At 64.2% G+C, this 22,217-nt stretch carries 23 protein-coding genes; 15 read left to right on the plus strand and 8 right to left on the minus strand.

All coding sequences use genetic code 11. The features are described 5' to 3' along the window. Positions 1-8: 8 nt before the first annotated feature. Together pilB and N8I74_RS06120 are read right to left on the minus strand one after the other, a co-directional pair. A complete protein-coding gene (gene pilB, locus N8I74_RS06115) occupies positions 9-1,718 on the minus strand; it encodes a type IV-A pilus assembly ATPase PilB (RefSeq protein WP_263125970.1) in 1,710 nt (569 codons plus the stop codon). A gap of 228 nt (positions 1,719-1,946) precedes the next feature. Further along, positions 1,947-2,756, minus strand: coding sequence for a cytochrome C assembly family protein (locus N8I74_RS06120; protein WP_263125971.1), 810 nt, complete (start codon positions 2,754-2,756; stop codon positions 1,947-1,949). An 81-nt stretch (positions 2,757-2,837) separates the two neighbouring features. Here N8I74_RS06120 and ffh point away from each other — a divergent pair, with 81 nt between their 5' ends. The 7 genes from ffh (at position 2,838) to xerD (ending at position 7,788) form a co-directional block, all read left to right on the plus strand. After that, entirely contained in the window at positions 2,838-4,187 is a 1,350-nt protein-coding gene (gene ffh / locus N8I74_RS06125; protein WP_263125972.1) for a signal recognition particle protein, read from the plus strand. Positions 4,188-4,291: 104 nt separating this feature from the next. Then, positions 4,292-4,540: a 30S ribosomal protein S16 gene (rpsP, locus tag N8I74_RS06130; protein WP_263125973.1), complete on the plus strand. Its 249-nt coding sequence runs from the start codon at positions 4,292-4,294 to the stop codon at positions 4,538-4,540. A gap of 67 nt (positions 4,541-4,607) precedes the next feature. Continuing rightward, positions 4,608-5,090: a ribosome maturation factor RimM gene (gene rimM / locus N8I74_RS06135; RefSeq protein WP_263126723.1), complete on the plus strand. Its 483-nt coding sequence runs from the start codon at positions 4,608-4,610 to the stop codon at positions 5,088-5,090. 8 nt (positions 5,091-5,098) lie between these two features. Then, positions 5,099-5,914: a tRNA (guanosine(37)-N1)-methyltransferase TrmD gene (gene trmD, locus N8I74_RS06140; protein ID WP_408611868.1), complete on the plus strand. Its 816-nt coding sequence runs from the start codon at positions 5,099-5,101 to the stop codon at positions 5,912-5,914. Between the two features lie 4 nt (positions 5,915-5,918). Beyond that, positions 5,919-6,299 (plus strand): 50S ribosomal protein L19, encoded by a 381-nt coding sequence (rplS, locus tag N8I74_RS06145; RefSeq protein ID WP_263125974.1) that lies wholly within the window; start codon positions 5,919-5,921, stop codon positions 6,297-6,299. Between the two features lie 86 nt (positions 6,300-6,385). Beyond that, positions 6,386-6,883: a methylated-DNA--[protein]-cysteine S-methyltransferase gene (locus N8I74_RS06150; protein ID WP_263125975.1), complete on the plus strand. Its 498-nt coding sequence runs from the start codon at positions 6,386-6,388 to the stop codon at positions 6,881-6,883. After that, complete coding sequence (gene xerD / locus N8I74_RS06155; RefSeq protein ID WP_263125976.1) at positions 6,880-7,788, plus strand: site-specific tyrosine recombinase XerD; 909 nt, start codon at positions 6,880-6,882, stop codon at positions 7,786-7,788. The genes N8I74_RS06150 and xerD overlap by 4 nt, the downstream gene beginning before the upstream one ends. A 106-nt stretch (positions 7,789-7,894) precedes the next feature. Here the strand turns inward: xerD and clpA are convergent, their stop codons facing one another. Together clpA and clpS are read right to left on the minus strand one after the other, a co-directional pair. Then, the gene (gene clpA, locus N8I74_RS06160) at positions 7,895-10,168 is read right to left on the minus strand and encodes an ATP-dependent Clp protease ATP-binding subunit ClpA (RefSeq protein ID WP_263125977.1); all 2,274 of its coding nucleotides are present in this window, start codon (positions 10,166-10,168) and stop codon (positions 7,895-7,897) included. Next, entirely contained in the window at positions 10,165-10,476 is a 312-nt protein-coding gene (gene clpS, locus N8I74_RS06165) for an ATP-dependent Clp protease adapter ClpS (protein WP_263126725.1), read from the minus strand. The genes clpA and clpS overlap by 4 nt, the downstream gene beginning before the upstream one ends. A 251-nt stretch (positions 10,477-10,727) precedes the next feature. Between clpS and N8I74_RS06170 the strand changes: the two genes are divergently transcribed. Beyond that, positions 10,728-10,931: a cold-shock protein gene (locus N8I74_RS06170; protein WP_263125979.1), complete on the plus strand. Its 204-nt coding sequence runs from the start codon at positions 10,728-10,730 to the stop codon at positions 10,929-10,931. A 115-nt stretch (positions 10,932-11,046) separates the two neighbouring features. Here the strand turns inward: N8I74_RS06170 and icd are convergent, their stop codons facing one another. Continuing rightward, positions 11,047-12,270, minus strand: coding sequence for an NADP-dependent isocitrate dehydrogenase (icd, locus tag N8I74_RS06175; RefSeq protein WP_263125980.1), 1,224 nt, complete (start codon positions 12,268-12,270; stop codon positions 11,047-11,049). A 136-nt stretch (positions 12,271-12,406) separates the two neighbouring features. Here icd and N8I74_RS06180 point away from each other — a divergent pair, with 136 nt between their 5' ends. The 3 genes from N8I74_RS06180 (at position 12,407) to mnmA (ending at position 14,644) form a co-directional block, all read left to right on the plus strand. Continuing rightward, the gene (locus N8I74_RS06180; RefSeq protein ID WP_263125981.1) at positions 12,407-13,033 is read left to right on the plus strand and encodes a pseudouridine synthase; all 627 of its coding nucleotides are present in this window, start codon (positions 12,407-12,409) and stop codon (positions 13,031-13,033) included. Positions 13,034-13,100: 67 nt separating this feature from the next. Continuing rightward, positions 13,101-13,574, plus strand: coding sequence for an NUDIX hydrolase (locus N8I74_RS06185; protein WP_263125982.1), 474 nt, complete (start codon positions 13,101-13,103; stop codon positions 13,572-13,574). After that, positions 13,571-14,644 (plus strand): tRNA 2-thiouridine(34) synthase MnmA, encoded by a 1,074-nt coding sequence (gene mnmA / locus N8I74_RS06190; RefSeq protein ID WP_263125983.1) that lies wholly within the window; start codon positions 13,571-13,573, stop codon positions 14,642-14,644. Before N8I74_RS06185 ends, mnmA begins: the two co-directional genes overlap by 4 nt. 21 nt (positions 14,645-14,665) lie before the next feature. Here mnmA and N8I74_RS06195 read toward each other — a convergent pair whose 3' ends face one another. From N8I74_RS06195 to N8I74_RS06205, 3 genes are all read right to left on the minus strand, one after another. After that, positions 14,666-16,042 carry a TRAP transporter large permease gene (locus tag N8I74_RS06195; protein ID WP_263125984.1) on the minus strand — a complete coding sequence of 459 codons (1,377 nt, stop codon included), beginning with the start codon at positions 16,040-16,042 and terminating at the stop codon, positions 14,666-14,668. Further along, positions 16,039-16,599 (minus strand): TRAP transporter small permease, encoded by a 561-nt coding sequence (locus N8I74_RS06200; RefSeq protein WP_263125985.1) that lies wholly within the window; start codon positions 16,597-16,599, stop codon positions 16,039-16,041. Before N8I74_RS06200 ends, N8I74_RS06195 begins: the two co-directional genes overlap by 4 nt. 65 nt (positions 16,600-16,664) lie before the next feature. Then, the gene (locus N8I74_RS06205; RefSeq protein WP_263125986.1) at positions 16,665-17,669 is read right to left on the minus strand and encodes a TRAP transporter substrate-binding protein; all 1,005 of its coding nucleotides are present in this window, start codon (positions 17,667-17,669) and stop codon (positions 16,665-16,667) included. Positions 17,670-17,965: 296 nt separating this feature from the next. Between N8I74_RS06205 and N8I74_RS06210 the strand changes: the two genes are divergently transcribed. The 4 genes from N8I74_RS06210 to N8I74_RS06225 are packed head-to-tail and all read left to right on the plus strand — an operon-like array spanning position 17,966 to position 22,125. Next, entirely contained in the window at positions 17,966-18,664 is a 699-nt protein-coding gene (locus N8I74_RS06210; protein ID WP_263125987.1) for an ABC transporter ATP-binding protein, read from the plus strand. Continuing rightward, a complete protein-coding gene (locus N8I74_RS06215; protein WP_263125988.1) occupies positions 18,661-20,052 on the plus strand; it encodes an ABC transporter permease in 1,392 nt (463 codons plus the stop codon). The genes N8I74_RS06210 and N8I74_RS06215 overlap by 4 nt, the downstream gene beginning before the upstream one ends. Positions 20,053-20,095: 43 nt before the next feature. After that, entirely contained in the window at positions 20,096-20,866 is a 771-nt protein-coding gene (locus N8I74_RS06220; protein ID WP_263125989.1) for an outer membrane lipoprotein-sorting protein, read from the plus strand. 5 nt (positions 20,867-20,871) lie between these two features. After that, positions 20,872-22,125: an OprO/OprP family phosphate-selective porin gene (locus N8I74_RS06225; RefSeq protein ID WP_263125991.1), complete on the plus strand. Its 1,254-nt coding sequence runs from the start codon at positions 20,872-20,874 to the stop codon at positions 22,123-22,125. Positions 22,126-22,217 lie beyond the last annotated feature (92 nt).

Below are 22,217 nucleotides of genomic sequence, written 5' to 3' on the forward strand. Positions count from 1 at the left end.
CCCCCGCCTTATTCGTTGGTCACTGCCATGACTTCCTCAAGCGAAGTCATCCCCTGCTTGACCTTGAGCAGGCCCGATTGCCGCAGGTCGCGCACGCCTTCGCGGCGGGCCTGGTCGGCGATGTCGATGGCCGTGCCGTTCTTCATGATGATGCGGTTCATCTCATCCGAGATCGGCATCACCTGATAGATCCCGACCCGGCCCTTGTAACCCGTTCCCTTGCATGCGTCGCATCCCACCGCACGGTAGGGCACCCAGCTGCCGTCCAGCTCCGCCTCCCTATACCCGGCATCCAGCAATGCCTCAGGCGGAATATCCACCGGCGCCTTGCAACTGGAGCACAACCGGCGTGCAAGACGCTGCGCGCTGATCAGGATCACCGACGAGGCGACGTTGAAGGGCGCCACCCCCATGTTCACCAGCCGGGTCAGCGTGGTCGGCGCATCGTTGGTGTGCAGGGTCGAGAACACCATGTGGCCGGTCTGCGCGGCCTTGATGGCGATGTCGGCGGTTTCCAGGTCGCGGATTTCGCCGACCATGATCACGTCCGGATCCTGTCGCAGGAATGCCTTGAGTGCGATCGAGAAGGTGAGGCCGGCCTTATCGTTGACGTTGACCTGATTGATGCCCGCCAAGTTGATTTCCGCCGGATCTTCGGCCGTGGAAATGTTGATTCCCGGTTCATTGAGGATATTGAGGCAGGTATAGAGCGACACGGTCTTGCCCGAGCCCGTCGGACCGGTGACGAGCACCATACCGTAGGGGCGGTGGATCGCGTCGAGCAGCGCCGCCTTCTGGTCCGGTTCATAGCCAAGCGCATCCACGCCCAAGGTCGCCGAGGTGGGGTCGAGAATCCGGATACAGATCTTTTCGCCATGCAGCGTGGGCAGCGTGGAGACCCGGAAATCGATTGCCCGGCTCTTGGAGAGCACCAGCTTCATCCGGCCGTCCTGCGGTACGCGCTTTTCCGAGATATCCAGTTTCGAGATCACCTTGATCCGGGAAGCGAGCTTTTCCTTGATTGCCAGAGGGGGCTGGGCGATTTCACGCAGTACGCCGTCCTGGCGATAACGGATCCGATAGAATTTCTCGTAAGGTTCGAAATGGATATCCGATGCGCCGGCATTGATCGCATCGAGCAGAATCTTTTGCAGATACTTGACCACCGGCGCGTCGTCGACGTCCGTGTTGGCGGTATCGCCTGCCTGCTCCTCGTCACCGCCCTGGATATCGAGATCGGCTTCGTCGACGGCAATGTTCTTGAGGTTGGCGCCGCTGGCTTCGACCAGTTTGTCGATCAGGACGGCCAGCTTGTTGTCTTCGGCGACGATGGGCTCGACCTGCAGGCCGGTCTGAAAGCGGACCTCCTCGAGCGCCTGCAGATTCGTGATGTCGGAGATGCCGACGAACAATTTGGAGCCGCGCTTGAACAGCGGCACCAGCCGGTTGGATTGCATCACCTTCTGGTCGAGCACGCCCGAAGGGATGTAGCTGGTATCGATCTGATCGATATCGAGTAAAGGGTAGCCGAATGTCTGCGCGCCGAATTCGGCCACCTCCCGGGCGGACATCTTGCGGCTGCTGATCAGCTGTTCGATGAAGCTGTGCTTGGTGTTGACAGCGTTGTTGTGCAGCGCTTCCGCTTCCGCTTCCAGAAGGCGGCCATGTTGCACCAGCAGACGTGCGAGACCGGAAATAGGCGCAGTGGCAGTCGACATGAAATTGTTCTAGGTTCGCAGTGCGAATCGGATGGATGAGACAGGACGCCTTATCGGCGCAGTTGTCCTGCCCGACCTTAGCTTTCGAAGCAGTCTAGCAAATGTCGCATCCGAGTGGGCATCCCGCATGTAAGCCTGGTGCTCCTGTGTGTCGGGAGGACGGGTGGCGCTCTTGTCGGGCTTGGCACTTCGTGCGCCGCAACCGGGATTTTGACAGGCCGGATGGGCTCAGGCGCGTTGCAGGATGGCCTCAAACACCAGGCGTGAGCCGATGTATGCCAGAAGCAACAGACAAAACCCGATCAGGGTCGTCCGGGTCGCCGTACGACCCCGCCACCCTTTCAGGTGCCGTCCAATCAGCAGCCCGCCAAATACCAGCCAGGCGGCGAACGACAGCACGATCTTGTGATTGAATTGCAGGGCCTTGCCAAACACCTCCTCGCTGAAGAGGGCTCCGGTGGCCAGCGCAAGCGTCAGCCAGCCAAAACCGAGGCCGATGCATGCGAACAACAGCCGCTCCAGCGACATCAGCGGCGGCAGCTTTTGCACCAGCAGATGCGCATCGGCGCGATGGAGCCGCTGATCGGCAATGCGCATCAGCAGCGCGATGCCGGCCGCGTTGGCGAGCAGCCCGTAGGCCAGCATCGCCGCCAAAAAGTGCAGCCGCGACAGCGCATTCTGCGGATAGGTTAAGAGATGGCCTGCCGGCAGCAGCAGGCTTGCGCCCAACAGCGCGATCACCAGCGCCAGCAGTGGTGGCTGCAAGCCATCCAGTGGAAAGGACAATTGCCCCACCAGGTAGACCAGCAGTGCAAGCCATGCCGTCATCGACAGCGCTTCGGCCGCACCGAAATGCAAGGGTGGGTTGGCCAGCGGTGGCCACAGTGCCAATCCATGCAATGCCAATGCCAGCAACAGGCCCGCATTCTCGAGGCCGGGTCGGGCTGGCGCTGCGGCGGCAAGGCGGGTTCGGCAGAACTGCCAGCCAAGCAGGACATACAGTGCAAGCGCGGTAAGGGCGAGCCAGGGCACGGGCATAGTGGGTTAGAATCGGCGGGTCCACTAGTCTAGCAGAGCGGGATGCCGTGCGTGCTGCCGGTACCGTCAAGGGTTTGAAGCATGTTTGAGAATCTCTCCGGTCGTCTGGGCAATGTCGTCAAAACGTTGCGCGGCAATGCGCGGCTGACCGAATCCAATGTCCAGGACGCGTTGCGCGATGTACGCATGGCGCTCTTGGAGGCCGACGTGGCGTTGCCCGTCGTCAAGCAGTTCATCGCCGACGTCAAGGAGCGTGCGCTGGGTCAGGAGGTGATCGGCAGCCTCACCCCAGGCCAGGCCTTGATCGGCGTGGTGTACGAAGAACTGACCAAGCTGATGGGGGCGCACAACGATGCGCTCAACCTTGCCGCGGTGCCGCCGGCGGTGATCCTGATGGCCGGCCTGCAGGGCGCCGGCAAGACCACCACCTCAGGCAAGCTCGCCAAGCGGCTCAAGGAAGAGCACAGGAAAAAGGTGCTGCTGGTATCGGCCGACGTCTATCGACCGGCTGCGATCGAGCAGTTGAAGACCTTGGCGGCGCAGCTGGACGTCGAATGGTTTCCCTCGGACGTGACGCAACGGCCGGTGGAGATCGCCCTGGCTGCGCTCGATCACGCCAAGCGGCATTTCCATGATGTATTGATCGTCGACACCGCCGGGCGTCTTGCCATCGACGAAGCGATGATGGCGGAGATCCAGGCGCTGCACGCCGCGATCAAGCCGGTCGAGACGTTGTTCGTGGTCGATGCGATGCAGGGGCAGGATGCGGTGAATACCGCACAGGCGTTCGGTGCAGCACTGCCGCTGACCGGGGTGGTGCTGACCAAGATGGACGGCGATGCGCGGGGCGGGGCGGCACTGTCGGTGCGCCATGTCACCGGCAAGCCGATCAAGTTCATCGGCGTGGGCGAAAAGCTGACCGGGCTGGAGCCGTTCTATCCGGACCGCGTGGCAAGCCGAATTCTCGACATGGGGGATGTGCTCAGCCTGATCGAGGATGTCCAGAAGACGGTCGACGAGGCCGAAGCCCTCAGGATGATGAAGAAGGTGAAGTCCGGCAAGGGCTTCGACCTGGAGGACTTCAAGCTGCAGATCCAGCAGATGAAGAAGATGGGGGGCATGTCCGCACTGCTGGACAAGCTTCCCGGGGCCGGGCAGTTGACCGAGCTGGCCAACAATCAGGCTTCCGACAAGGCGGTGGCGCGGATCGAAGGCATCATCAATTCGATGACGCCGCAGGAGCGGCGCAAGCCCGAACTGCTCAAGGCCAGCCGCAAGCGCCGCATCGCTGCCGGTGCCGGGGTGTCGGTGCAGGAGGTCAACCGCCTCCTCAACCAGTTCGAGCAGACCCAAAAGATGATGAAGCAGTTCTCCAAGGGGGGGATGGCCAAGATGATGCGGAGCATGAAAGGGATGTTGCCGGGCCTGTAGTCGCCGGTCTGCACGCAAGTCTTTGTTGTATGGGCTCTTGTGCTGCTTGTATGTGTTCACCTACAATCGCGAGTTTCGCGTAAACCGATTCCGGGTACAAAACAATGGTTGTGATTCGTCTTGCTCGTGGCGGCGCCAAAGATCGCCCTTTCTACAACGTCGTCGTGACCGATTCGCGCAATCGTCGCGATGGCCGCTTTGTCGAGCGTCTGGGCTTTTATGATCCGCTCGCCAAGGAAGGCCAGGAAAGCGTGCGTGTGGCCCTCGACCGGTTGAACTACTGGGTCGGCGTCGGTGCCAAGCCGAGCGATTCCGTCGCGCGTCTGATCAAGCAGTACAAGCCGGCCGCCTAAGTTTGCCGTGACGCGCAAGGAACAGGCCTCGCCCTCGTTCGCCAACGTGCCCGACGATCTGGTCACGATGGGATATGTGAGCGGGGCTTTTGGCATTCGCGGTTGGATCAACGTCGTCGCCGATACGGAGCACGCCGACAGCCTGCTTGAGTACGGAACCTGGTGGCTGTGGCAGGGTGGGCAGTGGCGGGCGTATTCCTTCGAGGAAGGCCAGGTCCAGCCCAAGAAGCTTGCAGCCAAGCTCGAGGGCGTTGATGACCGCGATACGGCATTCGCCCTCAAGGGCTGCCAGGTGGCGGTTCCACGCAGCGCAATGCCGGCGCCGGCAGACGACGAGTACTACTGGGCCGATCTGGTCGGCATGACCGTGGCCAATACGCCGGGCGAGGTGCTGGGTGTGGTGGAGCGCCTGTTCGAGACGGGGGCCAACGACGTGCTGGTCGTCAAGGATGGCGACAAGGAGCGACTGCTGCCCTTCGTGGCGCAGGTGGTCTTGAAGGTGGACCTGGCATCCCGGACGATCACGGTCGACTGGGATCTCGACTACTAGAGATGGCGATGCCCGAACGCCGCGTGCTGTTTGATGCGGTGAGCATCTTCCCGGAGATGTTCGACGCCATCACCCGCCATGGGGTGACGCAGCGCGCGGTCGAGCTGGGCATTTTCGATTTCCAGGCGTGGAATCCGCGCGATTTCACGCAGGACAATTACCGCAGGGTCGATGACCGGCCCTATGGTGGTGGCCCAGGCATGGTGATGTTGCCGGAGCCGCTGGAGCTGGCAATCAATGCAGCCCGGGCGCGGCAGCAGGCGGCGGGCGTGGCACCGCGGGTGGTCTACCTGTCGCCGCAAGGCGCGCAGCTGAGCCATGTGCGGGTGGGGCAGTTGGCGACGTGCGAAGGGCTTGTGCTCTTGTGCGGCCGCTACGAAGGGGTTGATGAGCGGGTGCTGGCGTCTCTGGTCGATGAGGAAGTCTCGATCGGTGACTACGTGCTCTCGGGTGGCGAGCTGCCGGCCATGGTGCTGATCGACGCCATCGTGCGTCAGCTGCCAGGCGTGCTCAACACGGCAGCGAGCGCGCAGGAAGATTCGTTTGTGGACGGGTTGCTCGATTGCCCGCACTACACCCGTCCAGAGGTTTACCGCGGCATGGCGGTCCCGGAGGTACTGCTTTCGGGAAATCATGCCAACATCAGGCGCTGGCGCTTGAAGCAGGCATTGGGGCGTACATGGTTGCGCCGTCCGGATTTGCTTGCGGCACGCCGGCAGACAAAAGAGGAAGATCGTCTTCTGGCTGAATTTCAGGCGGAGCACCGCAGTGTCGGGCCCGCTTCCCTGCAAGGGGCAGAAGGTACGTCTTCGCACAAGGAGTAATGCAATGAACCTGATCCAGCAACTGGAACAAGAAGAAATCGCCCGCCTGGGCAAGACCGTGCCCGAGTTCGCCCCTGGCGACACCGTGATCGTTCAGGTCAAGGTCAAGGAAGGTAACCGCGAGCGGCTGCAGGCGTATGAAGGCGTGGTCATCGCCAAGAAGAACCGCGGTCTGAACAGCGCCTTCACCGTGCGCAAGATCTCCGCCGGTACCGGTGTCGAGCGGACTTTCCAGACCTACTCGCCGCTCGTCGCCGCGATTGAAGTGAAGCGCCGCGGTGATGTGCGTCGCGCCAAGCTCTACTATCTGCGCGATCGCTCCGGCAAGTCGGCCCGGATCAAGGAAAAACTGCCGGCACGCAAGACCGAGCAGGCTGCCGGTTAACAGGCACCCGGGCAGCAGGAACGCGGGCATTCGTGCCCGCGTTTTTTTTCGGCTAGGATCAGCCCTCACGATTGTGGAGGGCTGCCATGCCACTGATGCATCCGATTGTCTTTGACGAATACCACGCCATCCTGGCGAGCCCGATCGGGCCGCTCGGGTTGGTCGAGAGCGCGGCCGGCGAGATGGCGCTGATCGATTTCCTGCCCCATGCTGCGCCACTGCGTCCACCGGCAAGCGTCGTATTGCGCGAGGCGGCACGGCAGCTGGACGCCTATTTTCGATCCCCTGATTTTGTTTTCGATTTGCCTTGCCGCCTGGATGGCACTGCCCATCAACTCGCGGTGTGGCAGCAGATCGCGGCCATTCCCTGTGGCCAACTGCTTCGCTATGCCGAAATCGCCCGGCGTATCGGTTCGGTGCCGCGGGCGGTCGGTGGCGCCTGCGGGCGCAACCCGCTGCCCATCATCATTCCCTGCCATCGCGTCGTCGCAGCCAACGGTCTTGGCGGTTTCAATGCCAACCGCAACGGCATTGACTGGTTGCCGATCAAGCGTCAACTGCTGGTGCACGAAGGCATCCTGTGAGCGCGCTGCCGGATGAGACGCAGCGGATCATCGATGCGTTCATCGATCAGGTCTGGCTGGGGGAGGGCCTCGCAGCCAATACCGTGGAGAGCTACCGGCGTGATCTGACGATCTGGGGTGAGTGGCTGGCCGGTGATGGACGACATCCCTTCGCCGCGACCCGCGACGACGTGCAGGCATTCCTGGCAAGGCAGGCCCGCAGCGTCAAGGCCGCCACACTGGCCCGGCGTCTGGCGAGCCTGCGCAAGTTCTACCGGCACTGGCGCCTGGCTGAACGGATTGTGGACGATCCGACCGAGCTGTTGTCCTCGCCGCGCCGGATACGGCCGTTGCCCAAGGGGTTGGAGGAGGCGCAGGTGCAGGCACTGTTGCAGGCGCCCGATACGGACAGCGCGGGGGGATTGCGCGACCGGGCAATGCTGGAGCTGATGTATGCGACCGGGCTGCGGGTTTCCGAGCTGGTGGCCTTGCCGATCGAACGGGTCTATTTCAAGGAAGGCTTCATCCAGGTGGTCGGTGGCAAGGGGGGCAAGCAGCGTGTCGTACCGATGGGGGACGAGGCGCAGCACTGGCTGAATCGCTACCAGCAGGAAGCGCGGGCGTTGCTGTGCGCCGGTCGAGCGGTATCGACCCTGTTCGTCAACCAGCGTGGCATGCCGCTGACCCGGCAAGGTGCCTGGTTCATTGTCAAAGGGTATGCCGCGAGTGCGGGCATCGACGCCGAGCGGCTGTCACCGCACGTGCTGCGCCATGCCTTTGCGACCCACCTGTTGAACCACGGTGCCGATCTGAGGGTGGTGCAGATGCTGCTGGGCCATGCAGACATCGGTACGACCCAGATCTACACCCATGTGGCGACAGCCAGACTGCAGGCGTTGCACCGCCAGCATCATCCGAGAGGCTAGCCGGCCGGGCTGGGCGAGGCGCTGCAGCCTGCGCCAGCATGTCGCTACCGCCCGGCAATGAAAAAACCCCGGCATGAGCCGGGGTTCTGTTGAGAAGCCGCGTGGTTCAGGCGGGAACAGCGTCCGCCTTGTCCTCCTGCAGCCGCAGGACCACCTTGTCGCCGCTGTCGACGTCGATCGTCACCTCGCCGCCATGCAGCAGGCGCCCGAACAGCAGCTCGTCGGCGAGCGCCTTGCGGATGGTGTCCTGGATCAGACGGGCCATCGGCCGTGCGCCCATCATCGGATCGAAGCCGTGTTTGGCCAGCATGTCCTTGAGCGCCTGGGTGAAGTGGGCCTCCACCTTCTTCTCCTGCAACTGCAATTCCAGCTGCAGCAGGAACTTGTCGACCACCTGCAGGATGATCTCGTGCGACAGCGGGGCGAACGGAATGATCGCATCCAACCGGTTGCGGAACTCCGGTGTGAACAGGCGCTTGATCTCCTGCATCTCGTCGCCCGTCTCTTTCTTCGACGTGAAGCCGATCACCGACTTGTTGAGGCTCTCCGCCCCCGCGTTGGTGGTCATGATGAGAATCACGTTGCGGAAATCCGCCTTGCGGCCGTTGTTGTCGGTCAAGGTTCCGTGATCCATCACCTGCAGCAGCACATTGAAGATGTCCGGATGTGCCTTTTCGATCTCGTCGAGCAACAGCACCGCATACGGATGCTTGTTGATCGCCTCGGTCATCAGGCCACCCTGTTCGAAGCCGACGTATCCCGGAGGCGCGCCGATCAACCGGCTCACCGCATGGCGCTCCATGTACTCGGACATGTCAAAGCGGATCAGTTCGATGCCCAGGGTGTAGGCGAGCTGCCGCGCCACTTCGGTCTTGCCCACGCCCGTCGGACCACTGAACAGGAACGCACCGATCGGCTTTTGCGGATTGCCAAGCCCGGCCCGGGCCATCTTGATCGCGGTCGAGAGGGCTTCAATCGCGTTGTCCTGCCCGAACACCACGTTCTTCAGATCCCGGTCCAGCGTCTTGAGCGCATTCTTGTCGTCGCTCGATACGTTCTTCGGCGGAATGCGGGCAATCTTGGCGACGATCTCCTCGATCTCTCCCTTGCCGATGGTCTTCTTCTGCTTCGAGCGCGGCAGGATCTTCTGCGCGGCCCCGGCTTCATCGATCACATCGATGGCCTTGTCCGGCAGATGGCGATCATTGATGTACTTGGCCGAGAGCTCGGCTGCCGTCGCGAGCGCGGTCGCGGTGTACTTCACACCATGGTGCTGCTCGAAACGTTCCTTCAGGCCCTTGAGGATCTCGACGGTCTGCGCCACCGACGGCTCGACCACATCGATCTTCTGGAAGCGCCGCGACAACGCGTTGTCTTTCTCGAAGATGCCGCGGAATTCGCTGTAGGTCGTCGCGCCGATGCACTTGAGCGAGCCGTTGGACAGGGCCGGCTTCAACAGATTGCTCGCATCGAGCGTGCCACCCGAAGCCGCGCCGGCACCCACAAGCGTGTGGATCTCGTCGATGAACAGGATCGCGTTGCGCTCGTCGGTCAGCTGCTTGATCACAGCCTTCAGACGCTGCTCGAAGTCCCCGCGGTACTTGGTGCCGGCCAGGAGTGCGCCCATGTCAAGCGAATACACCGTGGCATCAGCCAGGATATCGGGCACCTCACCGTCAACGATGCGACGCGCGAGCCCTTCGGCGATCGCCGTCTTGCCCACGCCTGCCTCGCCCACCAGCAGCGGATTGTTCTTGCGTCGGCGGCACAGGATCTGGATCACGCGTTCCAGCTCGGCTTCGCGCCCGATCAACGGGTCGATCCGGCCGGACAATGCCAGCTGATTGAGGTTCTGCGTAAAGCTGTCCAGCGCGCCGCCGGGGCTGACCTCGCTTTCCTGCTCTTCGCCATGTTCGCTGCGGGCGCTTTGCGGCTGCGCCGGCGACTGGCTCTTGGCAATCCCATGCGAGATGAAATTGACCACGTCCAGCCGCGTGATGCCCTGCTGGTGCAGGAAATACACCGCATGGCTATCCTTCTCGCCGAAGATGGCAACCAGCACATTGGCACCGGTCACCTCCTTCTTGCCGGAGCTTTGAACATGCAGGATCGCGCGCTGGATCACGCGCTGGAAGCCGATGGTCGGCTGGGTTTCGACCTCACCCGAACCGGATACGACCGGGGTGTGCTCGGTCACGAAATCGCCGAGCGAGCGACGTAGCTCGTCCATGTTCGCACCACACGCACGCAGCACTTCGGCGGCGGACGGGTTGTCGAGCAATGCAAGCAGGAGGTGCTCCACCGTGATGTACTCGTGGCGCTTTTGTCTTGCCTCCATGAAGGCCATATGGAGGCTCACTTCGAGTTCCTGGGCGATCATTCGTTTACCTCCATGATGCACTGGAGCGGGTGTTGGTGTGCTCGCGCGTGCTCCATTACTTGCGCGACCTTGGTGGCAGCGATGTCCTTGGGATAGATTCCGCAGACGCCACGACCTTCGTTATGGACTTTGAGCATGACAACGGTCGCTTGTTCTCGGCCCATCATGAAAAAGTGCTGCAATACAAGAATGACATATTCCATCGGTGTAAAGTCGTCGTTGAGCAGCACGACGCGATACATGGGGGGCGGGGCCGTACGCGTTTCATGCGACGCCTGCTCCGTTTCGAACTGGTTTTCCAGAGCCATCAATGATTCCAACCTTTTCCACTTCCATTTTGGCCCGCGCCGGTGCTTTTTCAAGCGTTCCACCGGCGCAACAGTTTGACGATTTTCACGTATGCACGCTTGACCCTGGCCGTAAATGTCGCGTAAAAACGAAGCGCGTTTGATGGACAAGTTTCATAGCCTTACCGGTAGACCCGTCGTTAGGCCTTGACTTCAAACAGTCGGCGCCAAGCTGGTGCTGTGTTAATGCTTATCTTGGAGAAAGACCCTAAATGGCTACGGGTACCGTAAAGTGGTTCAATGATTCCAAAGGCTTTGGCTTTATCACTCCGGATGAGGGCGGCGAAGACATCTTCGCTCACTTCTCCGCAATCAATATGCCCGGCTTCAAGACCTTGAAGGAAGGCCAGCGCGTCTCCTTCGAAGTCGCCCAAGGCCCCAAGGGCAAGCAAGCCGCCAACATCCAGTCGACCTGATCTGGCTGGCTGTGCTTGACCGGCCCCGCCTCCAGGCGGGGCTTTTTGTTTGCCCTGCTCCAAAAAAGAAGCCCCGCAGCTGCGGGGCTTGCTGTTCCGGCATCAGTGGCCCGGATCACATCCGTGCAATGATGGCCTTGCCGAACGCGGAGCACGATACTTCCTGGGCGCCGTCCATCAGCCGGGCGAAATCGTAGGTCACGATCTTGTCCTGGATGGTCTTTTCCATCGCGCTGATGATGAGATCGGCCGCTTCCTTCCAACCCATGTGGCGCAGCATCATCTCGGCGGACAGCAAGAGCGAACCCGGGTTCACCTTGTCCTGGCCGGCGTACTTGGGGGCGGTGCCGTGGGTGGCTTCGAAGCAGGCCACGTTGTCCGACAGGTTGGCACCCGGGGCGATGCCAATGCCGCCGACTTCGGCTGCCAGTGCATCCGAGATGTAGTCGCCGTTCAGGTTCAGGGTGGCGATCACGTCGTACTCGGCCGGGCGCAGCAGGATCTGCTGCAGGAACGCATCGGCGATCACATCCTTGATCACGATGCCGTTGGGCAGCTGCACCCACGGGCCGCCGTCGATCTCGACGCCACCGAACTCGCTCTTGGCAAGCTCATAGCCCCAGGTGCGGAACATGCCTTCCGTGAACTTCATGATGTTGCCCTTGTGGACAAGCGTCACGGACTTGCGGTTGTTGTCGATGGCGTACTGGATGGCCTTGCGCACCAGGCGCTCGGTCCCTTCCTTGCTCACCGGCTTGATGCCGATGCTGGACGAGGCGGGGAAGCGGATCTTCTTGACGCCCATCTGTTCCTGCAGGAACTCGATGACCTTCTTGGCGCCATCGGACTGGGCATCCCATTCGATGCCGGCGTAGATGTCCTCGGTGTTCTCGCGGAAGATCACCATGTCGATGAGTTCGGGCTTCTTCACCGGGGAGGGCACACCCTGGAAGTAGCGTACCGGGCGCAGGCAGACATACAGATCCAGCTGCTGGCGCAGAGCCACGTTCAACGAGCGGATGCCGCCGCCGACCGGCGTGGCGAGCGGGCCCTTGATCGAGACCACATATTCCTTGAGCGCGTCCAGGGTTTCCTGCGGCAGGTAGGTATCGTTGCCGTACAGCTTGGCCGCCTTCTCGCCGCAGTAGATTTCCATCCAGTGGATCTTGCGGCTGCCGCCGTAGCACTTGCTTACCGCTGCATCGACCACGTCCTTCATCACCGGGGTGATGTCGACGCCGATGCCGTCACCTTCGATGAACGGGATGATCGGATTGTCCGGGGTGGCGAGGTTCGGGACGATCTTCGCACCTTCTGCAGGCGCCTTGATATGGCTCATCGTTGGTTTCCCATCTTGTTGGTTAAATGACGCGGCAACGCTAGAAACCCGCAATTATGGCGTGAACGGCCTTGGTGTGCCAAGTTTGCGCCCGGGCAGCCGCGGGACGGCACGCTGGCCGCGATAGAATGCGCGGATGGCCAAACTGATCCTGCTCAACAAGCCTTACGGGGTGATCTGCCAGTTTTCCCCGAGCCCGCCCCACCCGACCCTGGCCGACTATGTGCCGGTCAAGGACGTCTATCCGGCAGGCCGGCTCGACACCGACTCGGAAGGGCTGGTGCTGCTGACCGATTCGGGGCCGTTGCAGGCGCGTATTGCCGATCCCCGGCACAAATTGCCCAAGACCTATTGGGTCCAGGTCGAGGGCGAGCCCGACGATGCTGCGCTTGCGCCGTTGTGCCAGGGTGTCGATCTGGGGGATTTCGTCACCCGCCCGGCCCAGGTGCGCCGGATCGTCGAGCCGGTGGGCCTGTGGCCGCGCAATCCGCCGGTCCGCTTCCGGTCCGCGATCCCGACGAGCTGGCTCGAAATCGTGATCACCGAAGGCAAGAACCGCCAGGTGCGGCGCATGACGGCCAGGATCGGTTTTCCGACGCTGCGCCTGGTGCGTTGGGCAGTCGGTTCGTGGACGCTCGCTGCGCTGGAGAGCGGCCAGTGGCGCGGGATCGATGTGCCGTTGCCTGCCACGGCCGGTGCGGTACACGGTGCCGCCAGGGGGCCGAAACGACGTGGGCGGCGTGGCCCGAATCGCCCTGGATAGGCGCCGAGGTCTGCGGCGCGGCATGCCGATTCCGCTAGAATACCGCTTTGTTTTCAGAGTCATGCCCATGTGGAAGCCCAATGCCACCGTCGCCGCCGTGATCGAGCGCGACGGCCGATTCCTGTTGGTCGAGGAGCGCATCCTCGGCGCGCGCAAGCTCAACCAGCCTGCGGGACATCTGGAGGCGGGCGAGGGCCTCGTGGCGGCCTGCGTGCGTGAGACGCTGGAAGAGAGCGCCTATCGTTTCAAGCCGACCGCCCTTGTCGGTATCTATCAGTGGAGCCCGCCCGAGCGACCCGGATTGACCTATCTGCGCTTTGCCTTCTGCGGCGACGTGCTGGGGCACGTGGCAGGGCATACGCTGGATGACGGCATCGAAGCGGCGGTCTGGCTGGGCTACGACGAGATCGTGGCCCGGCAGGCCGAACACCGCAGCCCCTTGCTGCTCGCCTGTATCGACGACTACCTGGCCGGATGCCGCTACCCGCTGGCGTTGCTGCGTGACTTCGACCGGCCGGCTTCGACCTTGGGGGCGGCATGAGCGACAAGATCGTGATCGGCCTGTCGGGCGGTGTCGATTCCTCGGTCAGTGCCCATCTGTTGAAGGCGCAGGGCTACGATGTGCACGGCGTGTTCATGCAGAACTGGGAGGACGACAACAACGACGAGTACTGCTCGATCAAGGAAGACAGCATGGACGCCATCGCGGTGGCGGACCTCCTGGGCATCGACATCGAGCTGGTCAACTTCGCCAAGGAATACAAGGACCGGGTGTTCTCGTACTTCCTGGCTGAGTATTCTGCCGGCCGCACCCCGAACCCGGACATCCTGTGCAACAGCGAGATCAAGTTCCGCTGTTTTCTGGACTACGCCATCGCCCTGGGCGGCGCCAAGATGGCGACCGGCCACTATTGTGGCAACCGGCTGCGCAGTGACGGGCGCACCGAGCTGATCCGCGCGGTGGATGAGGGCAAGGACCAGACCTATTTCCTGTATCGTCTGAGCCAGGAGCAGGTGAGCCAGGCGGTGTTCCCGCTGGGCGGCCTGCGCAAGAGCGAGGTACGCCGGATCGCCGAGGAGATCGGCCTGCCCAACGCCAGGAAGAAGGACAGCACCGGCATCTGCTTCATCGGCGAGCGACCGTTCCGCGAATTCCTCAATCGCTATCTGCCCAGGCAGCCCGGCATGATGGTGACCCCAGAAGGGCGGGTGATGGGCGAGCACATGGGGCTGATGTACTACACCTTGGGGCAGCGTTCCGGCCTTGGCATCGGCGGCGACAAGGCCGGCAGCGGCGAGCCATGGTTCGTCGGCGGCAAGAATCCCGAGACCAACGAGCTGATCGTGGTGCAGGGGCACGATCATCCGTTGTTGTTGAAGCACACGCTGGTGGCCAACGACTGCGCGTGGATCCTCGGCGAAATGCCGGCCGAAGGCCGCTATACCGCCAAGACCCGCTATCGCCAGCAGGACGCAGCGTGCGCGTTGCAGCACATCGAGGGCGGTGTCAGGCTCGATTTCGACGAGGCGCAGTGGGCGGTGACGCCGGGGCAGTCGATGGTGCTGTACCAGGGCGAGGTGTGCCTCGGCGGCGGCGTCATCCAGGCATAGCGGGCCCGGCTGGCGTGCCGGTCACCCCATCATGCCCAGCGTGCGTGGCAGCCAGGTCGAGAGCGCGGGCACGTAGGTCACCAGCAGCAGGAAGCCCAGCATCGCGAGCAGCCAGGGCCATACCGCCACGGTCAGCTCGGTGATGCCCATCCGGGTGATGCCCGAGGCCACATACAGATTGAGCCCGACCGGCGGGTGGCACATGCCCACCTCCATGTTCACCACGATCAGGATGCCAAAGTGCACCGGGTCGATGCCCAGCGCCACCGCGACCGGGAACAGGATGGGGGCGAAGATCAGCACGATGGACGAGGGCTCCATCACGTTGCCGGCCAGCAACAGCAGCAGGTTCACCGCCAGCAGGAAGGCGATCGGCCCCAACCCCATCCCGAGCAGCCAGTCCGACAGCATCTGCGGAATGTTCTCGTGCGCCATCAGGAACGAGAACAGCACTGCATTGGTGATGATGTAAAGCAGCATGGCGCTCATGGCGGCCGAGCCGAGCAGCACTTTGCCGACCGCTTTGAGGGGCAGGTCGCGATAGATGAACACGGCGACCACGAAGGCGTAGACCGCGCTCATCGCCGCCGCCTCGGTCGGTGTGAACATGCCGCTGTAGATGCCGCCCATCACCACCGCGATCAGCAGCAGACCCCAGATGGCCCGGCGCAGCGCATGCCAGCGTGTGCGCCAGCTGGCACGCGGCAGGCGCGGATAGCCGTGCCTGCGCGCCCGCCACCAGGCCACCAGGCCCAGCAGCGCCGCCAGCAGCAGCCCCGGGATCACGCCGGCCATGAACAGCGCGCCGACCGAGGTATTGGTTGCCACCGAGTACATCACCATCACGATGGAGGGCGGGATCAGGATGCCCAGTGCGCCCGACGTGGTGATGACGCCTGCGCCGAATCGGCGGGGAAACCCTTGTCTGACCATCGCCGGCAGGATGATGGTGCCGATGGCCACCACCGTGGCCGGGCTGGAGCCCGATACTGCGGCGAACAGCGCGCAGGCGACCACCCCGGCCAAGCCCAGGCCGCCATGCCAGTGACCGACCATGGCAGTGGCGAAATCGATCATCCGCCGCGCCACGCCGCCGTGGGTCAGGAAGTTGCCGGCGAGGATGAAGAAGGGGATGGCCATGATCTCGAACTTCTCGATCCCGGTGAACAGCTTGAGCGCCACCGCTTCGATCGGCACCTGGGTCATGGTGAACAGGAAGGCCAGCACGGTGAGGCCGAGCGCGATCGAGATCGGCATGCCGGTCAGCATCAGGGCGATCAGCAGGCAGAAGATCAGCGCCTTCTGACCGCCCAGCAGCGCCAGCGCCACCAGCGCGGCGCCGATGCCGAGCGGCCAGCGGGCCGCCAGCGGCTTGGGGGCGGATGCCACAGCGGTCATGCGCGCGCTCCTTGCAGTTCCTCTTCCAGCCCATCCACCTGGCCGTGGTCATGGCGCGGCAGCGCGCCGTGGCATAGGAAGCCCCAGCCCACCTGCAGGAAACGCAGGCACATCAGGTAGGAGCCGCACGGCACGGCGAGGTAGACCAGCCACATCGGCACTTCCAGGTCGGCCGAGGTCTGGTCGGTGTGGGCGATTTCCCAGACGAAGGCCGCGCCCAGCGTGCCGACGATGCCGGTGAACAACGCGCCCGCGGCCAGTGCGGCCAGGATGCACAGCTTGCGGTAACGTGCATCGAGCCGGTCCACCAGCACGTCGACGCCGACATGGATCCCGGTGCGCACACCGTAGGCGGCCCCGAACTTAGCCATCCAGACCAGCAGGTAGATGCACAGCTCCTGCGCCCAGGCAAGGTTGAGGCCGAGCAGCCAATCCTGCAGCCCCGCAATCGCCAGGCCCGAGGCGTAGCGATGCAGCACGGCGACGAAGATGACAAGGGTGGCGCTGGCCATCAGCAAGGCGATGAACCACTCCTCAAGACGGTCGAGCATGCGCATGGCGGTGTTCCTGGTCAGGGCGCAGGGCAGGTGGCGGTGCGGCGGTTGCACGCCGCTGCTTCACGTCAACGGGGCATGGCAAAGCCGGTCTCACGGTGGATCGCCTGGATCAGCTGCGGGCCAATCCGCTCACCCATCTGCCGGTGCACCGGGGCGAGCGCCTGTCTGAGCGCGGCGCGCTCGGCCGGAGTCAGCGTCAGCACCTGGGTCTTGCCGGATCTGCGGACGCTCTCGATGTCGCCGTCGTTCTCCGCCTTGGCGATCTGGTTGGCGTAGCGGGTCGCTTCCTTGAGCGCGCCGTCGAGCTGGCCGCGCACCGCGGCGGGCAGCCCCTCCCAGAAGCGTTTGTTGACGATCAGGGCATAGCCCAGATAGCCATGGTCGCTGAGCGTCAGGTACTTCTGCACCTCGTGCAGCTTCTGCGTGTAGAAGTTGGAGGCTGGGTTCTCGGCGCCGTCGACCACGCCGGTCTGCAGCCCCTGATACACCTCGGAGAACGCCAGCTGCTGCGGCAGTGCGCCCAGCGCGCGCATCTGCGCGTCCAGCACCTTGGAGGATTGGATGCGGAACTTCAGGCCCTTGAAGTCGGCCGGCTTCCTGAGCGGCGTGTTGCCGCTGAACTGCTTGAAACCGTTGTCCCAATAGGCCAGGCCCAGGATGCCCTTGCTGTCGAGCCGCTTGAGCAGCGCCGCGCCGATCGGGCCCTGGGTGATCCGGTGCAGCTCCTCGTAGCTGTCAAAGAGGAACGGCAGGTCGAACACCTCGAATTCCTTCACCCCCAGCGGGCCGAACTTGGCCAGGCTGGGCGCCAGCATCTGCACCGCGCCCAGCTGCAGCGCCTCCAGCTCCTCCTTGTCCTTGTAGAGCTGGCTGTTCGGGTAGACCTCGACCTTGACGGCGCCGTTGGTCCGCTCCTCGGCGAGCTTCTTGAAATAGAGCGCCGCCTTGCCCTTGGGCGTATCGTTGGCCACCACATGGCTGAACTTGATGACGATGGGGCCTTCTGCGAAAGCTGGCGTGGTGGATAGCATCAGCACCAAGGCGGCGCCAAGCAGGGAAAGTCGTTGCATGCTGTGATCTTCGTGACAGTTCCATGACCAACCGCATGCATCTTGGTCGCGTGCAGCGTGCTGCGCAAATACGGCTGGCGGGCGCAGGGCACCGCATAGGCAGCCCGTACCCTGGCCGTTGCAAAAAGCGGTGGTCCATTCGCAACCCGGCGCAGGCCGCCGCAGCCTTGCCGGTCCACACGCGCTTCGTCGGCCGCCGCGACGGTCGATCGCCGCTGGCGGCGCTTCGTCGCATGGCGGCCTTGGTCGATCACAGCGGCATACAGTGACGGCGTCTTCCCATCCAGGAGCCCGTCATGCATCCGGTCGTTCTGTCCGGCGTTGCCAAGCATTACCGTATGGGGCAGGTCGATGTCCCTGCGCTGGCCGACATCGGCCTTGAAATCCGCGCCAACCGCTTTACCGTACTGGCCGGGCCCTCGGGCAGCGGCAAGACCACGCTGCTCAATCTGATCGGCGGGCTGGATCGGCCCAGCGCTGGCCAGGTCTGCATCGACGGGGCCGATCTGAGCACGCTTGCCGATGATGCGTTGTCCGATTTCCGGGCCCGCCGCGTCGGTTTCGTGTTCCAGAACTTCAACCTGCTGCCGGTGCTGTCGGCGCTGGAAAACGTGGAATACTCGCTGATCCTGGCACGGCGCCCGCAGGCCGAGCGCCGTGCCAGGGCACGCGAGCTGCTGGCGGCGGTGGGGCTGGACGACAAGATGCATCACCGGCCGAACCAGCTTTCGGGCGGACAGCGGCAGCGGGTGGCCGTGGCGCGTGCGCTGGCGATGCGCCCGGCGCTGGTGCTGGCCGACGAGCCGACCGCCAATCTGGACAGCCACACCGGCGCCGCCATCATCGCCCTCATGCGGCAGATGCAGCGCGAGCACCGGATCAGCTTTGTCTTCTCGTCGCACGACCCGCAGGTCCTGGCTGCGGCGGATGACGCCGTGCATCTGCGGGATGGCGCGATCACCCATGTCGAGCGCCGCACGGAGGACGCAGCATGAACCTGCTGGCCCTGGCCGCGCGCAATCTGCTGCGCAATCGCCGCCGTTCCGCCGCCACCCTATTCGCCATGACCGTCGGCGCGGTGGCCATCCTGCTGTTCGGTGGCTACAGCCGCAACATCAACCTGGGTCTGCAGACCGACTTCGTCCAGCAGGGCGGGCATCTGCAGATCCAGCATCGCGACTACTTCCTGTTCGGCACCGGCAATCCGGCGGCCTACGGCATCCGCGACTATCGACGTATCATCGCCGCGATCAAGCGCGACCCGGTGCTTGCATCCATGGTGCGCGTGGTGACGCCGACGCTGAGCCTGGGCGGCATTGCCGGCAACTATGCGGCGGGCGTGTCGCGCACCGTGATCGGCAACGGCGTGGAGGTGGACGACCAGAACCGGATGCGCACCTGGAACGACTACGACTTCCCGGTGCGGCATCGGCCGTTGCGCCTGACCGGCACGACCGATGATGCCGCGGTGATCGGCACCGGCGTGGCACGGGTGCTGCAACTGTGCGCCCCGCTGGCGGTGAAGCACTGCCCATTGCCGCAACCGGTGGCGGCGCAAGGGGAGGCCGTGCCGGGTGATATCGCAGTGCTGGCGCAGGCGGAGGGCAGTCCCACGTCGGCGGCGCAAGGTGTCATGCCGCGTATCGAATTGCTGGCGGCCAACGCCCACGGGGCCCCCAATGTGGCAAGGCTGCAGGTGGCCGCGGCCGAGGCGATGGGCGTCAAGGAAATCGACGATCTCTTCGTGCAGTTGCACCTGGGGGCGGCGCAGCGGCTGATCTACGGTGCCGCGCCGCCGCAAGCCACCGCCATTGTGGTGCAGCTGGCCCACAGCGCACAGCTCCCCGCGGCCCAGGCCCGGCTGCAGCATCTGCTTGAACGCACGTTCCCGCAGCAGGCGCTGACGGTGCTCGATTTCGCCACGCTCAATCCGTCGTATGGGCAGATCGTGGGCATGTTCAGTGCCATCTTCGGCTTCATTGCGCTGCTGATCGGCGTGATCGTGCTCTTCACCGTGGGCAACACCATGAGCATGGCGGTGGTGGAGCGCACCACCGAGATCGGCACCCTGCGCGCCATCGGGCTGCGTCGTGCCGGCATCCGTAGGCTGTTCATCGCCGAGGGATCGCTGTTGGGGCTGGCCGGCAGCGTCCTTGGCAGTGCCGCCGCGCTGCTGTTGGCCTATCTGATCAATCACAGCGGGTTGACCTGGACGCCGCCGGGCAATACCGAACCGATTCCGCTCCTGGTCCGCGTCTGGGGCGAGCACGCGATGCTGCTCGGCACCGCGCTCGGGCTGACGCTGGTGGCGATGGGGTCGGCATGGTGGCCGGCACGGCGTGCAGCACGTCTGCAGATCGTCGATGCGCTTGGCCATGTCTAGCCCGCTGCCCGCCATGCCCTGCCTGAACCCGGAGCCCGATGCCATGAAATCCCCGATCCGCACCCTGCTGGCCCTGTGCCTGATCGTCGCGCCGCTTGCCCGTGCCGCTGATGCCCAGGCCCTGCTGGCTGCAAGCGACGCCATCCGCAACCCGGACCGGCCGTTCGCACTGACCACCACGCTGACGGAGTACCGCAACGGCAAGCAAAGCGATGCCACCACGCTGACGGTCTATTCGCGCGCCGACGCCAAGAGTGGCCAGTTCCGCACCCTGCTGCGCTTTGTCGCCCCGGCGCGCGATGCGGACAAGCTGATGCTCAAGGATGGCAACGAGCTGTGGTTCTACGATCCGGCCAGCAAGGGCACGGTGCGGATTTCGCCGCAGCAGCGCCTGCTGGGCCAGGCGGCCAACGGCGATGTGGTCACCGTCAACCTGGCCGGCGACTACACCGCCACGCTCGCAGGCGAGGAGGAGGTGGCCGACGGCGAGCGCAAGGCGCGCCGCAGCTACAAGCTCCTGCTCAAGGCGCGCACACCGGACGTGACATACCACCGCGTCGAATTCTGGCTGGACAGCGGCAACAGCCAGCCGATCAAGGGGCGTTTCTACGCCGAGAGCGGCGCCTTGCTCAAGACGGCCTACTACCGGCGCTATCAGCCGCAGCTGGGCATGGTGCGCCCGACCGAAACGGTGATCATCGATGGCCTCGATCCGAACTGGGTCACTGTGATGCGCTTTGGCGGCTACGCATGGCGCGATGTGCCGGAAAGCTGGTTGCAGCGCGACTATCTGCCGCGCTTCAAGCCGGAGTGACGACGGTGCGTGCCTACCTTGCCGGCCTGGTGCTGTGGCCCATGGGATTGCAGGCGGCCCCTGCCGCCGACGATGCAGCGCCGGACGCCGCCGCGCTGGCGCTGGCCGATGCCACCGATGCGGTGGCGGCCGCCCCGCGCGATTGGGCGCTGGCCGCGGAACTGGGGTTCACCGTGCCGCGGCGTCGGCACGGTGCAGCGCTGCCACGCGAGTTCCGACTGTCGCTGGACGGCCGCCTGGATCGGCGCCTCGCTCCAGGCTGGCGGGTGGTGGCGGCTGATCGGGCCGACGCGCGCAGCTACGACGACGGGCGCGCGCAGCGCAGCATCAATACCCTCAAGGAACTGTACCTGGGCTGGCAGCCGGCGCCGCAACTGGCGCTGGACCTGGGGCGCATCAACACCCGCTTCGGCGTCGCCACGGGCTTCAACCCCACTGATTTCTTCAAGGCGGGCGCCCTGCGCTCAGTGACCTCGGCCGATCCGGGCAGCCTGCGTGAAAACCGGCTGGGCAGCGGCATGCTGCGGGGCCAATGGTTGTGGCAGGGCGGTGCGTTCACCGCCATCTACGCCCCCAAACTGGCTGGGGCCTCCAGCGATTCGCCCTTCAGTCTGGATGGTGGCGCGAGCAATCCACGCGAGCGCTGGCTGCTGGTGGCGAGTCATGCCTTCAGTCCCTATTTCAATCCGCAATGGCTGCTGTTCGGGCAGGCCGGCCAGCCGGTGCAGGCCGGCTTCAACTGGAGTGTGCTGCTGGGCGATGCCACCGTGGCCTACCTGGAATGGGCGGGTGGCCGCATGCCCGCGCTGACCGCCATCGATGGCCCCCGCGCGTTCCGCGCCAGCTGGGCAGGCGGGCTGACCTGGACCGCGCCGGGCAAGTTGTCATTGACGCTGGAATACCAGCGCGACGGTGCCGCCGCCGACGAGGATGGCTGGGCAGCACTGCGCAGCAGCCCAATGCAGGACTATGGCCGCTATCGTGACGAGGCGGACCGCCGGCAGGCGCTGACCACGCGGGAAGCCGCCATGCTGTTCGTACGCTGGCAGGATGCGCTCATCAACCGGCTCGATCTGACCGGGCAGGGGCGCCTGGACCTGATCGACGACAGCCGTTTCTACTGGCTCGAAGCGCGCTGGCGCGGCGAACGCACCGATCTGGCACTGCAGTGGCATTACAATGCCGGCGATGCGGGCAGTACTTACGGTGCCGCCGCCCAGCGGCAGGTGTGGCAGCTGCTGGCGACACATTATTTCTAGGCTCTGTTCCCGGTTCGAACGCAAACAGGAGCATCGCAAAGTGAACCCACTTACTGCCAGTCCGCGTCACCCGCTCCGGCACGGCCGCCCTG

The organism is Chitiniphilus purpureus (assembly GCF_025642115.1).
Taxonomy (GTDB): Bacteria; Pseudomonadota; Gammaproteobacteria; order Burkholderiales; family Chitinibacteraceae; genus Chitiniphilus; species Chitiniphilus purpureus.

What these genes read in the sequence shown, in the direction of transcription:
- pilB (WP_263125970.1), bottom strand. Translation starts at nt 1,718, where the DNA reads ATGTCGACTGCCACTGCGCCTATTTCCGGTCTCGCACGTCTGCTGGTG.
- N8I74_RS06120 (WP_263125971.1), bottom strand. Translation starts at nt 2,756, where the DNA reads ATGCCCGTGCCCTGGCTCGCCCTTACCGCGCTTGCACTGTATGTCCTG.
- ffh (WP_263125972.1), top strand. Translation starts at nt 2,838, where the DNA reads ATGTTTGAGAATCTCTCCGGTCGTCTGGGCAATGTCGTCAAAACGTTG.
- rpsP (WP_263125973.1), top strand. Translation starts at nt 4,292, where the DNA reads ATGGTTGTGATTCGTCTTGCTCGTGGCGGCGCCAAAGATCGCCCTTTC.
- rimM (WP_263126723.1), top strand. Translation starts at nt 4,608, where the DNA reads ATGGGATATGTGAGCGGGGCTTTTGGCATTCGCGGTTGGATCAACGTC.
- trmD (WP_408611868.1), top strand. Translation starts at nt 5,099, where the DNA reads ATGCCCGAACGCCGCGTGCTGTTTGATGCGGTGAGCATCTTCCCGGAG.
- rplS (WP_263125974.1), top strand. Translation starts at nt 5,919, where the DNA reads ATGAACCTGATCCAGCAACTGGAACAAGAAGAAATCGCCCGCCTGGGC.
- N8I74_RS06150 (WP_263125975.1), top strand. Translation starts at nt 6,386, where the DNA reads ATGCCACTGATGCATCCGATTGTCTTTGACGAATACCACGCCATCCTG.
- clpA (WP_263125977.1), bottom strand. Translation starts at nt 10,168, where the DNA reads ATGATCGCCCAGGAACTCGAAGTGAGCCTCCATATGGCCTTCATGGAG.
- clpS (WP_263126725.1), bottom strand. Translation starts at nt 10,476, where the DNA reads ATGGCTCTGGAAAACCAGTTCGAAACGGAGCAGGCGTCGCATGAAACG.
- N8I74_RS06170 (WP_263125979.1), top strand. Translation starts at nt 10,728, where the DNA reads ATGGCTACGGGTACCGTAAAGTGGTTCAATGATTCCAAAGGCTTTGGC.
- icd (WP_263125980.1), bottom strand. Translation starts at nt 12,270, where the DNA reads ATGAGCCATATCAAGGCGCCTGCAGAAGGTGCGAAGATCGTCCCGAAC.
- N8I74_RS06180 (WP_263125981.1), top strand. Translation starts at nt 12,407, where the DNA reads ATGGCCAAACTGATCCTGCTCAACAAGCCTTACGGGGTGATCTGCCAG.
- N8I74_RS06185 (WP_263125982.1), top strand. Translation starts at nt 13,101, where the DNA reads ATGTGGAAGCCCAATGCCACCGTCGCCGCCGTGATCGAGCGCGACGGC.
- mnmA (WP_263125983.1), top strand. Translation starts at nt 13,571, where the DNA reads ATGAGCGACAAGATCGTGATCGGCCTGTCGGGCGGTGTCGATTCCTCG.
- N8I74_RS06195 (WP_263125984.1), bottom strand. Translation starts at nt 16,042, where the DNA reads ATGACCGCTGTGGCATCCGCCCCCAAGCCGCTGGCGGCCCGCTGGCCG.
- N8I74_RS06200 (WP_263125985.1), bottom strand. Translation starts at nt 16,599, where the DNA reads ATGCGCATGCTCGACCGTCTTGAGGAGTGGTTCATCGCCTTGCTGATG.
- N8I74_RS06205 (WP_263125986.1), bottom strand. Translation starts at nt 17,669, where the DNA reads ATGCAACGACTTTCCCTGCTTGGCGCCGCCTTGGTGCTGATGCTATCC.
- N8I74_RS06210 (WP_263125987.1), top strand. Translation starts at nt 17,966, where the DNA reads ATGCATCCGGTCGTTCTGTCCGGCGTTGCCAAGCATTACCGTATGGGG.
- N8I74_RS06215 (WP_263125988.1), top strand. Translation starts at nt 18,661, where the DNA reads ATGAACCTGCTGGCCCTGGCCGCGCGCAATCTGCTGCGCAATCGCCGC.
- N8I74_RS06220 (WP_263125989.1), top strand. Translation starts at nt 20,096, where the DNA reads ATGAAATCCCCGATCCGCACCCTGCTGGCCCTGTGCCTGATCGTCGCG.